Origin of the sequence: Desulfobacterium sp. N47 (genome assembly GCF_051233685.1) — a bacterium.
Classification (GTDB): domain Bacteria; phylum Desulfobacterota; class Desulfobacteria; order Desulfobacterales; family RPRI01; genus RPRI01.
Genome location: NZ_JBAMMY010000119.1, coordinates 1 through 12981 on the forward strand (window position 1 = coordinate 1; position 12981 = coordinate 12981).

Here is a 12981-nt window from a genome sequence, read left to right on the forward strand (position 1 = left end):
CCCGTTAGAAATAACGGGTTTTTTATTTTCTCATTACGGTCTAATAAAATCCAACAATAATTATAGTAACTTTTCCTTTGTTATCCACTTCAGAATTTCCAGCCTGAGCGCCTCCGATCGCGTCATTGTCCTGCTTTTAGCCTCGAGGTGGACGGGAAACCTTCCTCGAGTGTAAACCGCCCCCTTGCCGGAGTTATGCGCCTTGATACGCTTCGAAAGATCATTGGTTACCCCGCAACAAAGAGTTCCATCGGTGCATCGCACAAGGTAAACAATCCACTTTTTCACTCGTCAATACCTCTCTTTCTCTTTTTCTTCGCTATCATTTTACGCCTCCATTTTTGTTTCATATTCTTCTTATCAAAGGTTAAGATTTAGCTGTGATCAATAGTAGATAACACAGACTTTAAAAAAGCATCATATTATTTAAACCCAATCACTCCTTATATCATCAAGAAATTCCGACACCGGTTTAACACCGGAAACCAAAAGATTATCCCTTGCACGAGTGCAAGCAACATAAAGCAAGTGACGTTCCGTGTTGTATACTTCTTCAAGATCCATGTCATCGGCTACTGTTTCGATCCGTTCCTGGGAGGGAATTACTTCATCGTCACAGGCTATCACGCAGACGGCTTTAAACTCCAGACCTTTGGCAAGATGCATAGTGCTGATTGATATATGTCCACTCGTAGTTTCAACCTTTTCATCAAGAACCTTAAAGGATTTTCCGGTTTTCTGAACAGCCTCGCAAGCCCTGAATAATTCATTTGTTGATCGGACAAAAACACCTATTTCATTTGGCGCCACGCCTTCATTCAGACGTTCCGTAAGCCATTTGCCGACAGATTCAATCTCATCTTCCTGTGTATCAAAAACCATAATTTCCGGTTTTGGACCGTTAAACACAGAAATCGTTCCTCGCCGGTTTTCCGTATTACCGTCAACGTCGGATAGTTCCGGCCCTAAAAGAAGGTCTGCCTGTTTCCTGATTTGGTGTGAGGTCCGGTAATTGATCCGAAGTGTTCGGGAACGGCCCTGAATATCCACCCCAAGAGATTTCCATGAGAAAGGCTGCTGGAATATCCTTTGGCCCAAGTCTCCGGCAAAGAAAAGGCTGTTTGGTTTATTTGAGTTAAATGCCGCAAGAAACATTAATTGGGGCACACTAAGATCCTGAGATTCATCTGCAATAACATAATTGAAAGGTGGATGGTTGCTGCTTGAAATTTTGGATGCCGTTTTTGTGAATACTTCTGATTTTGTGATCATTTCCTGTTTATTAATGGCAGACCAAACGCGATCGAAGATTGACCAGAGTATTTCGCGTTGCTTTTCGGGTAAGCGCGTCTTGCGCCCTAAACGTCTTACGTCACGATATGCTTCCCACGTTTTCAACTGCCAGGCATCCACAACATCGGTCCATTCAGTTATCAGGAAATAAAGGCCAAACCTGTTTTGCTCAACATCTTTGGCTGATTCCTTAAGAAGTTGGCGAACAACCTCTTTCGATGCAATTTTTGGGCGGCCAAAATTTAACTCATAAAGCCGCTGGCCGATATAATCAAGAGAATATACTTCCAGATGCTCGGCAATACGTGGTTCATTGCCAATTAAACGCCTCAGCTTGGTGTTTAAGGCATTAGCCAGTGTATCTGAAAAAGTAGTCAGCAAAACTCTTGCATCCGGATTGGTACGGGCAAGAAAAACTGCCCGATGAAGTGCAACTACTGTTTTGCCTGTACCTGCCGAGCCTGAAACCCTTGCAGGCCCATTATAATCTTTCTCAACCAGTTGACGTTGCTCCGGATGAAGGAAAACAGTCCATTTTTCCCAGGGATAATCCAAAGCCTTTGCGAGTTCTTCCGTATTGCTCATAACCCGAAAACAGCGTTGCGCATCCGGGTGATCGAATGGATTTTCGCATGCAAACGATTCCATTGAAGTTTGTGGTTTAATGCCTATAGCCAGATTCAGTAAAGCTTCTGCAGCCTCACCGGGTAAATGACCAGCCAGATCAAGAACAGTATCTTCATTGACTTTATGCACGTCATTTAACCATTCAGCAGGAACTCCATAGTTCAACAATTCATCATCAGATAAATTTTCAAACAAGAACGGTTTTGAAACCGGCTGCTGTTTTACATCAATATATTTAGGGATAGTTATTTCTTCGACTGTTTCCCTGATTTCAACCAACTGAGCTGCACCGGTTTTAGGATGAGTTTCCAGTTTTCGTTTTTCCGCCCACCGATAGGCATCATCATGGTGCCCAACATAGCAAAGCATTAAACTATCCTGGTTTTTATGAACAATCAGCCGAATATCCCGGTTCACACGAACAGACCAGAAGTTTGGATCTTTTGCTTTTTCAAGCTTGTGAAACTGCATGCCCGGATTTGCCGGATTCAACTGAAGATCAAAAGCAGAAGTCTTTACAGCTTTTTGTTCATCATTATTTAATCTTGTGAGACTGTCAGTAAATGTATCTGCTATTCGGAATTGCATCAGGTCATTTCCCCTGCCAATCATCTGCGATAGACTTCCACTCGGCTTTACGCTCAACAATCTTCCCTTCGATATCTTTTCCTGTCCAAACATCCCAGAAGTCCGGATCGTCCGAATGCGGCTGTTGAGTCTTTGGTAGATCATCCATTTTCAGCAATACCGGAAGCTCAGATGCCCATCCAAGAAGAATTGCATTCTGAGAAGGTAGAGACGGTAACTCACGTAGCAGGCCACGAAGATTATCTGGTACCAGTCGATGAATCAACTCCTGGTCCCGGTCATTGCTGATGCGATGCAACAGGAAAGTATTACATTGCGAGAGAACGGAGGGAGAAAGTTCCGACGGCCTCTGTGAAGAAAGCACCAGGCCGAGTCCAAACTTACGACCTTCGCGAGCGATGCGTTCGAAGACCTGACAACAAACTGTAGCGGCGTCATAGTTTTCGATGTCATCCTTGTAACGCTTAATGAAAATATGTGCCTCCTCCATAACCAATACCGTCGGTAAAACCACGTGATTAAGTTTCCTGAAACGCTGAAGCGCCTCAAAAACCATGCGGGCAGTAACCGCTGTGACCACATGAACGACCTCAGTTGGCACAAGTGACAGATCAAGAATGGAAATTTGGCCATCAGTCACATTTTCGCTGCCGATATAGTCCATCAACCATTGGTCGAGGGTTACCGTACTGCTACCACCAACAACGGAATCAATCTTTCTGTCAGAAAGAAACGTCCTAATCCTTGATATCAGGAAGTCGAGGAACTGACTGACATTTTCTTGATCGGAAAGGATGTGTAAGTGATCGGCAAGATCCACGCCTTTGAATGGTAGGGGAACATCTTCGTCAGGGCCCTCTTGATAAATGATGCCACCAAGAGTTTCCAATGAAGCTTTTAATGTATTTATGATCTGATTGATCTGATCTTCGGTGAATGCTCGGTAGTATTCGACTAATTTCTGGTTTTTATCAATGAAGCTTTGAAATGTTGCATCCAACGCTTTTTGAATAGCATCTTGGATATCTATAAGCCTGTGTACGGGAAAGTCGTTCTTTTTCTGCTCCAAATCACTCTTGATTGCCTTTAATCGAAATCCAAATTTGGTTTCATCCGTCTTAATTGCACCTGAACGAAGATCACGTTGAATGGTGATCAGTGTCGAAGAAAGATATCGGCGCAGTTCCAGTTTTTTTTCTTGTTCCGTAAATTCTCCAGCTCCAATACGCCCTGCCTTCACTTCACGAAGTGCACGCTTTAGCAAGGGCTTCTGTGTTTTTGTACTCGCCTGTGTAAAGGAACACCACTCCGCACTGTTCCAAAACCATAGAGGCACTTGTAGGGCGAGTTCCCCCACTTTGGGACTAACCTTAAAGATTCTTGTTTGTATTCCAGAATCGGTACCGCAAAAGGCTCGAGAATACTCTCCGTTTGGGTCTAGAATTATAAATCGGGCATTAGGTTCGCCGATAGATTTCTTTTGAGCCCGTGCGGCCTCTATTGACCAGCGAATTAGCCCTGCGACAGAACAGGACTTACCGCTACCCGTGTTGCCAAGCACCGCAAGATGACGCCCGAACAGGCGATCTGGATCGATTGAAACCTCAGCATCTCCCGCAAGGGGGCTTGTTCCGATACGGACTCGCCGCCGTTCTCCCGACTCAATGATAGAACGCAATTGCTTCTCTGTGGGCAGTAGAACTGCGGCTCCAACTGAAGGCATTGCATCGGTTCCACGTCGAAAAGTGTATTGCTCATTTATCCCGGCTCGTTTGTGCAGTGTGCCAATCGGATTCAGGCTCATTTTTCGCAAAGGATATGGCAAATCAACCAAACCAAAGTCCTGGATACCTCGACGCTTAGGGAAAGTCGAACGCTCGATTGATAGCCATTCGATCTGTCCAACGAGGTAGCCGTCATCGACCGGCAAAAGCACATACCCATTGACGCGTGGAAAGGGGCGTGCGCCGCCTGCGTTGAGTGCAACCGATTCAGGCGCATCGATTTCAAGCAATACTTTCACCTCGTCAGGCGAGATAAAATCTACAGTGCCTATTCGTAAACTCTCGGCATGGGCGAAAGGTGTCTGACTCATGCCTCGCCTCCTTCTTCAGGCGTCGGAGTTGGAACGGAATCCTGATCTTCGCTCTGCTTTGTTCCCCATCGCGCCTTGAGCAACTCGGCCATACGAAAGGTCGTTCGATCGATAGCGGGTTTCGGCAGGTAGTGATCCACCAAAGATTGAAACTCACCGACGTGATTGCCGATCAGCAAACTGATCTGGGCGTGCCTCCCTAACTTCTCATAAGTTTTCATGATACGACCCAGCGGATCGTCGTAAGAAATGACGACAAGATGGGTGGAGGGTATGGTGAGCATGTCCTCAATGACACGGTTGATGTGTTCGTCTCCGAAACTATAGCCGAAGGCGATCAGTGTGTGATTGGGGCGGCAAGCCGCGGCGGCTAAATCTCGGAAAAGCTCTACGTAGGGATAGGATGCTGTTTCTCGGTCTTTAGCCGCGTTGGGATAGATCATCAGATTCATCGCATCGACCTTGGCTGTGCCGAAGGTATTTAGGTAAGGCTGCATGTTGCAGGCGCCGAAAGGGACGCCCACTCGGCGAATGTTTCGAAAGCAGTCCACCCAGTCCAATGAGCCGTGGAGTTTAGTAAATCGCGCCACACCCTCAAGATAGCGCGGTTCGCCGCGAATGCCTGGAGGATTGTAATGCAGATCCAAATCGAGGCGAGAAGAACGGAAAATCGGTGCCAGAGAGCCAATGAAGCGGTCTAACAAGTGCATGCCGGCAACTTCCGCGCCAGCCTCGATAAAGCGATCGTTGTTAGTTGTGAAAATATGCAGGCGATCTCGGGTGCCGGTACGGCTTGCAAAACTCATCATAAAGCTGACGAGATAGTTAAAGGCACGTTCGCGCTTATTCTCCTCAGCAGCGATTAAGGCCTGTTCGCCACGGAGAATACCTTTTGCAAAAGTTGCAAGGACATCGACCAACTTACTGCGAAGTACATTAGCACGCTCTTGGGCCTGTTCGTCTCTCGTGCCAAGAATTTCCAGACCTCTAAGCAACTCATTGGCCACGCGTATCTGGTCTTCGATGTTGCCATCGCCTCGTCCGGAAGCCTCTGCCGTCCTTTTGGCCTCTCCGTTGACCACATCGTTCTCGTCACCAAAATCTCCTAACCCCATTCCAGGGAGCACTTTATCTGTCCCAAGATAATGTAGGGCATGGGATAACCCGGAACCCAACAACAGCGAAAAGTGTTCGGACTGACATAAAGCAGTCAGCCAAGGCTCGATGCGGGGACGCAACTTGTCAATCCCAAATACATCTTCCTGTTTTGCCCATGAGCAGGTCGAATTCTCTGCAAGCATAAACTGAGGAGGTGAATCATCGATAGATATGCCCTGTTGCATAAAAATAACAGGTTGAGTATCATCCCGACATTTCAGAATGTTTTTGGATATGTCTTTGTTTTCCTCCCTTGATTTCTCAGTCATTTAACTCCTCCTTCCACCCGAAATACCTTCATCACTTCATCACCTAAATGATTGATCACCTTCACAGCGATCCGGCCGGATTTCGGTTTATCAAAGGGCCGGGAAGTGTCGCTGTTTAGGGAATCCCATGCATCCTGGTTGATTTCTGCTTTAAGAGTTGTTTTTAAAGCCTTGTATGGATCATTGGCCCCGAGAAAATAGGCGTGGCGGACGAAGAAGCTCTCTTCGTTGTAATCCGTGTCGATAAACCAGCAGGCAATGCCTTCGGCCCCGTCGCTGCGGACTTCTCCGGTGTTGGGATGGAAAACATCCACACCGTGGATAGTGACCTGCGCCTTGTGGTCAGTGGTCAGAGAAAGAGGGAAATCCGCCTCTGTCAGGTTTTTGAACGCAGCGACCGCTTGAGCCCATTGATCATTCGACCAACGTCCGCCGCCTGAGTCAGAGATTGAGAAATTTGATCCTTCGTGACCATCCCCAGCCTTTCGGCCAGAAACAGAAAGGTTTCCACCTCTGCCAGAGACCCGCTGGCTATCCCCAAAAACTGAAGAAATTCCCCCGTCCCGTTGCGTTCCGCTCCCTCCGCGATGTTCGCTGGTACGGAGATCGATGCTCGCCGGATCTGACTTGTCAGACCGAATTTTTCCTCCTTTGGGAAGTGGGCGGAAAGCCGATAAATCATCTCGGCCAGCACGATTGATTTCTTCCAGACTTCCAAGTCCTGATAACTCTTTAGCTTGTTCATAGTTTGCAACCAACCTTCCGTTTCTGGTCACTATCCACTGACCACTAACCACTGTTATATCCGGCTCACCAAAAATAACAAATAAGTTGCCTTTACCGGTATTTTTTAGGTCATCGGCCATATGGAGGTCAGCGTTCATCCGTGCTTTGAGCACAGGAATACGGCCAAGCTTGTCAAATTCTGAGGAATGAGCATCGTAATTAAAGGCACAGGATATCAGTACGTCAAAATCACCGTCGCCTGCTTCTCTTGCAGCAGAAACCAGATCCGGTCTGGATACGGTTCCAAACTCAGGCCCGATAAAAATAGCCGCGCGTTTTTCAGTGCCGGTATCTTCTTCGCCTTCAAAGTATTTACCCTCCGCACATACATAATAACCGGGCCATGGGCTAATGGAGGAGAAATTGATCTTATCTTCTTTGTGGGCCTGCTGGACTCCGGAGATCTTGAGGTTTTCCAGAATCATTTGAACAAAGCTCTGTAGCTCACCATATCCGGACTTCGATTCTGCGAGGCCGTCGATCAGCTCGTCATTCTCATCTACTCCAAGCACGCGATGCGGTGAAAGGCTCTCGACCGTGAACGGCCCTGCCACCCGCACCTTCTTTTTGTCTTCATAGGGTTTGTCGTAGAGATATTCAAAATCCGCCTTGGCAGCAATGGAGCTGTCGATCTCCTTCTGCCGTGCAATCCGCTGTTGCCACCACTGGGCATGGAGAAATTCCACTTCTTTTTTCTGGGTTCCGGCTTTCGCCGGAATGACGTCAGAGAGTTGGCGAGGGATTTCCCATTCTTCCCATTTCTTATCAAGCGCCTTATTCAGCTTTTCACGGAGGGGTTCCAATTTCTCCTGGTACTTCTCCCAGATAACGTCAATTTCCATATTGTTGGCAATGGATTTAAGAGTGATGTGGGGCACTCGTTCATAAACAAATCCCTGTCGGATATTGTTTTGTGTTAGCGCTTCCGATGGAGCTGTTTTAGTAATTTCTGCTTCCTTGAGCTGGCCATCCTTACTATCTGCAAGCAGATAATACGAATAACGCGCACCCATGATACGTGCACGGGCAAGGGCCAGCGCTACACGAGAAGTATCAATAGTAATCCAGCGACGGCCCCATTGTTCGGCAACGTAGACAGTTGTTCCAGAACCGCAGGTAGGATCGAGGACAAGGTCACCTGGGTCGGTTGTCATGATTATGCAGCGTTCAATTACCTTGGTTGATGTTTCAACCACATATCTCTTTTTATCACCGCTAAACCCCGCAATTGCTGTATCATTCCATTGTGTCGTATATTCAACAACTGGGTAATCATTTATAAATCGGATGTAGTTGGGAGAGTTGCCGTTAATTTGTAATCGATCTGCAAATTCAAGTCGTTTAATTCCAGGTAAAGGATTTGTTTTCCAGTGGTGGTTTGGACCGCAGTCAAAAGTTCGTCCGCGAAGTTGGAATTTACGATTTTCTTCCGAGCCAGCGTCTTGTGAACGCAAGTTCTGAGCAGAGTAGATTATCCATTGGTTATCAATTGATTTTTGTCCAAGTCTCTCTTCTTTTGAAAGTTTTCTGGTGGCAAAGGTTATCAAAGAGCGTGCCTGATTGTAGCTGGCAAGATCAGCAAGATTTTTTTCCGCATATAATTTTTTCGATTTGATGTTGTTCCTATTTTTACCGTACCAAATAACGTAATCCCCAGATCTTGGCAATAAGTCAGAAGCTTGACCGGTTGTAGTTTGGAAGTGGATAAGACTGATAAAGTTGGTATCTCCAAATACCTCATCCATCAATGCCCTCACCCTATGAACATTCTCATCTCCAATCTGCACAAATATCGAGCCGGATTCCGTCAACAAATCCCGCGCCACAGTCAAACGATCCCGCAAATACGTCAGATATGAATGAATCCCATCCCTCCAGGTATCACGGAACGCTTTTACCTGTTCCGGCTCCCGTGTAATATGATCGACATTTCCATCCTTCACATCCCGGCTGGTGGTGGACCACTGAAAATTTGAATTGAACTTGATGCCGTATGGCGGATCAAAATAAATACATTGGACTTTTCCACGAAGCCCTTCGCGTTCCGCCAGAGATGCCATGACCTGTAAACTGTCCCCTAAAATCATCCTGTTCGACCAGTTGGCATCGTGCTGGTAGAATTCGGTTTTATCCGCGCCCTTTGGAATACCGTTGAAATCAGCGAAAAGGTCAATTTGAACCGGCAAGTGGTTAGTTTTTCCACTCTCCACTTGCCACTGACCACTCTCCACTGCCTTCATCAAATCGTCAATCAAAACTTTGGGATGAACCTTTTCCTGTATATACAGGGGTGGTGCATGAACCACTAAATCCGACCAGTCCTGCTCATCCTTTCCGCGCCAGACAAGCTGCGGGTCTAAATCTCGATTTCGGCGCTCATATGCAATTTGTATGGGAGTTTGTTCATCTTTTCGCATTACTGATTGATATTCAGCCGTGGGAATATTTTTACGGCATGCTTCATCGTGTGTTATGGTTTCAACAGCCTTGATTGTTTTATTGTTGTTAGCTTTTTTTGCCATTATACTTCCTTATGGTTTCGGCTTAGCAATGACGGATTCGATCATTTTATTAAATTCTGCTTCAACTTTTGCTTCAAAGTCGGATTCTATCCGGTAAACTTCTGTAAACTCGGCAAAGGCCCAGCGGCCATAATGACCTTGGTTGTTAACACCAGGCACCCAGTAGGTTTCCATTGTAGCTTTTTTTTCTTTCGCATCTTCACGGCGGTATCCTTTTATTTCGACAATCAGATTCAGGGGGTCGTCCTGGCCGTCATCTATCTGAACTATGAAATCCGGCAGATATGTACGCATCTCAGCCCCATATCGGTAAGGAACTTCCAGCCCGAGATTATGGTTTTTGACATATGCCTTTACTTTAGGATGGGATTCCGCCACACGGCAAAATTCTGCTTCCCAATCGCTGTCAAGAATAACCCAGTTTAAATGGCAACGCCGGGCATCTGTTTGCCATCGATCCTTTTTCGACGTATTGAAATTCACATGTATGGTTGATCCGGTAGGGTTATATGGATCAAGCATCGCCTTGACAGGTCGTTCCCCAATCAGCGCACGGGTAATACCGGCAGTAATCCGTTCACAGGCCATATCGGCAAGCTCCTGATACATCAACTGGGCCGGGTATGTATGGCCTTTACAGACCAGACAATTGTCAAGCCATTGTTTGGTGATTCGTTTGAGCTGGCCGAACAGGTGCATTTCAGGATCTTTATCAGAATCTCTCCATTTTGTGTATAGTAAACGCTTGGTAACGTGAAACAGCAATGTTGATCGCCGCATGTCTTCCAGATGATCCAGACTAAGATCCACATCCTCACCGATTATACCCTGATTTTTGGTGATAGACGGGCCAACAATACCCGGTGTGAGCTCCAGAACAGAGTCTTCATTAAACTCAGCCGTCAGCCGTTCTTCCGGTAATTCAACGCGATACCCCTGAACACGGGGAAATTTTATTTCCAATGAATCGCGATCAGGCCGAACTGCTTTGACATGGATGGTTTCTCTTGGCGGCTGAGGCGGGGCGATTACAGGTTTGGCCGTAAAATCAAACGGAATCCCCAGTATATCTGCATACTCTACATTAAACAGGCCTTCTTCATTGAGGTCATATGACTGACGACGCAGTGCCCGACCAATAACCTGTTCGCAAAGAAGTTGTGTGCCAAACGCCCGCACGCCCAAGATGTGTGTTACATTGTTGGCATCCCAACCTTCGGTGAGCATGGAGACTGATACCACGCATCGGATTGATTCTCCTAATCTGCCTTGCTTGCCGACAGTATTCATTACCTCCCGGAGTATGTCATGATCGGAAATATTTTCCGCCTGACGGCGATCCCCGGTTCGTTCAATGATTTCCCGGCGAAAACGTTCGATTTCATCATCAGCCATTTCCCGAAAATTTTTATCCAAAGCTTCGCCGGATTCCAGTTGATGGCTGTCAATCAGTAAAGTGTTTGGGCGTCCAAGTGGATTACCATGTTCATCAAAATTTCTAAACAGCTCCAGACGGCCATTTACCAACTGACTTGAACCGTCTTCATTCTCACGATAAAAGCCGGAAATATAGTCGTAAATCAATTTGGATGTGGATGTATTGTTGCAGACAATAATAAAACAAGGGGGTATATGAATTCCGTTTTCTTTCCATAGATCATATGTTTTTTTATAATGTCCATAAAGGGCTTCCAGTGCTGTTTGCAGTTCAACGGGCAGGCTGAGGGGATCAAGAGTCTTCGACTTACCTCTCCCTTTTTTTGGCATTTTTTTACCGATATGTTTCCAGAGATTGCGAAATTTTGGCATCTCTTCGCCGGGTATGTTATCTGCCACCGGCACTCTTGGCAGTTTAACGATTCCACATTCAATGGAATCCATCAAGGAAAAATCACTCATGGTCCATGGGAACAGAGTGCCTTCAGCGTAGCCGGAACCGCTTAAAAAAAATGGCGTTGCCGACAAATCCATGACACGTGTAACACCAAGCTTTCGATTAACGGCTTCAAGACCTGAAATCCAAAGACGCGCAGCCTCATTGTTCTTTTCCGCTTCTTCTTTCTCATCACCTTTCAAGGCGCTTAAATCATCTACGCCCGGTTTTTCCCTGTAGCAATGGTGCCCTTCGTCATTTAGCACCATGATATTTTTCATTCCCATAAGGTCCGGCATCACGCGCTGAATCATCTGGCCTTCGGTTTCCAGTGTATTTAAAGCTTCCCCCCGTCCCTGGAGCAGGGAACGGCCTCCCTTTGACAATTCCATTCGTTCACGTTGTTTAAACGCATGGTAATTGGTGATGACAATTTTAGCCCGCTCCAGATCGGAAAGCATGTCGTTTGGGACCAGTTCACGGCTTGCATAATAGCTGTCCGGATCATTGGGAAGAAGCACACGGAGCCGATCACGAATAGTCAAACCAGGGGTAACAACTAAAAAGCCACGAGTGAAGTTTTTACTGGTTGGGCGGCGCACAGCATTGATTGTCTGCCATGAAATAATCATAGCCATTACAGTGGTTTTGCCTGCGCCGGTGGCCAGCTTCAAAGCCAAACGCATAAGATTTGGGTTTGCTTCATTGTTGGCATTGGCAAGATGTTCAAGAAAGCCTTTTTCGCTTTTGCCGGATTTTGTTGCTACCTCGGTAAGCCAGATGACAGTCTCAACTGCTTCCACCTGGCAAAAAAATGGGCGAATATAATTGAACTTGTGGTGTCGCCAGTGCTGCAACAGACGGGCGGTTTCAGGCGTAACTTTCCAGTCATTCGGGTTTTTTAAAGCACGCCATTGATTCACATATGTACGGAGTTCATTAATGATCGGCGTGGGATCGTATTGCTGTTCTTTAGTTGAAATTCCTTTGCCCTCATCGAAAACAAATTGCTGTTGTTGTAACGCATCTTTGCTTTTTTGTTTTCTCGGCTTTGGAATTGGAGTTATAAATTTTGCAATGCGGCGTTTTTCAATTATTCTTTGTGTCGGCTGGCCCTGGTCATCAAGCTCCCAGTGCTGGGCCGGGTATTCGTATGGGGAATTAATGATAGGTTTTTCAAAGAATCGGTTATCCATGTATTGCCTTTCTCATAGTACAAAAAGAGGTTAGGTCATATCAGTTCATGGCTTTAATTTATAAAAAAGATGATTCATCATTTAGAACTTTTAGAACTATACTAATTTGACGTGCTAAGTCAAACCATCTTTGGCGTTTATACCGATTTTTAAAGCAAAATCAATATCAGGCGTTTTTCATCCTGATAATTTCTGTGATATCTATACAACAAGTGAAAGTATCTTCCGTATAAAAAACCTTTGATAAGTCTGTACTTTGCCAGGGCATGTGGTATTTAGAATTTTCTGATTTGATATAAAAAAGAATAGCTACTCGATACAAAACAGTCATTTTAGTTAAAGCAGGGCAAACCGCATTTAGAATTAATGGATTCTTAGATGTAGTTGCTCTGTGCTTAGATATTCTATTTACAACCCCCTATCCCCCTTTATTAAGCTGACCCTTACCCATAAGTCTGTTTAGCACGATTGGATTGGGCATATGCCATGAGAACTCTCCACATGCCGGCGAGATCGTCCACTCGTTGCAAACCGAGCCAGAGGCTTTTGGTTCCCGGATCGCCGTCACTTTTTC

At 46.0% G+C, this 12981-nt stretch carries 6 protein-coding genes; all 6 read right to left on the minus strand.

Going from position 1 to position 12981, the window contains the following annotated elements:
- Positions 1–60: 60 nt before the first annotated feature.
- The 6 genes from VXK47_RS07355 to VXK47_RS07380 all read right to left on the minus strand — a co-directional run bounded on the left by VXK47_RS07355 (position 61) and on the right by VXK47_RS07380 (position 12407).
- Positions 61–288, minus strand: a complete 228-nt coding sequence (locus tag VXK47_RS07355; RefSeq protein WP_435548121.1) for a GIY-YIG nuclease family protein — start codon at positions 286–288, stop codon at positions 61–63.
- Between the two features lie 138 nt (positions 289–426).
- A complete protein-coding gene (locus VXK47_RS07360) occupies positions 427–2508 on the minus strand; it encodes a 3'-5' exonuclease (RefSeq protein ID WP_435548122.1) in 2082 nt (693 codons plus the stop codon).
- A gap of 4 nt (positions 2509–2512) precedes the next feature.
- On the minus strand, positions 2513–4603 hold the full coding sequence (locus tag VXK47_RS07365; RefSeq protein WP_435548123.1) for an ATP-binding protein: 2091 nt from the start codon (positions 4601–4603) through the stop codon (positions 2513–2515).
- The gene (locus VXK47_RS07370) at positions 4600–6030 is read right to left on the minus strand and encodes a hypothetical protein (protein WP_435548124.1); all 1431 of its coding nucleotides are present in this window, start codon (positions 6028–6030) and stop codon (positions 4600–4602) included. The genes VXK47_RS07365 and VXK47_RS07370 overlap by 4 nt, the downstream gene beginning before the upstream one ends.
- Complete coding sequence (locus tag VXK47_RS07375) at positions 6027–9338, minus strand: site-specific DNA-methyltransferase (RefSeq protein WP_435548125.1); 3312 nt, start codon at positions 9336–9338, stop codon at positions 6027–6029. Before VXK47_RS07375 ends, VXK47_RS07370 begins: the two co-directional genes overlap by 4 nt.
- 9 nt (positions 9339–9347) lie before the next feature.
- A complete protein-coding gene (locus tag VXK47_RS07380; protein ID WP_435548126.1) occupies positions 9348–12407 on the minus strand; it encodes a BPTD_3080 family restriction endonuclease in 3060 nt (1019 codons plus the stop codon).
- Between the last annotated feature and the right edge of the window lie 574 nt (positions 12408–12981).

Coding starts and splice junctions, on each gene's coding strand:
- VXK47_RS07360 (WP_435548122.1), bottom strand. CDS start 2,508: ATGCAATTCCGAATAGCAGATACATTTACTGACAGTCTCACAAGATTA.
- VXK47_RS07365 (WP_435548123.1), bottom strand. CDS start 4,603: ATGAGTCAGACACCTTTCGCCCATGCCGAGAGTTTACGAATAGGCACT.
- VXK47_RS07370 (WP_435548124.1), bottom strand. CDS start 6,030: ATGACTGAGAAATCAAGGGAGGAAAACAAAGACATATCCAAAAACATT.
- VXK47_RS07375 (WP_435548125.1), bottom strand. CDS start 9,338: ATGGCAAAAAAAGCTAACAACAATAAAACAATCAAGGCTGTTGAAACC.
- VXK47_RS07380 (WP_435548126.1), bottom strand. CDS start 12,407: ATGGATAACCGATTCTTTGAAAAACCTATCATTAATTCCCCATACGAA.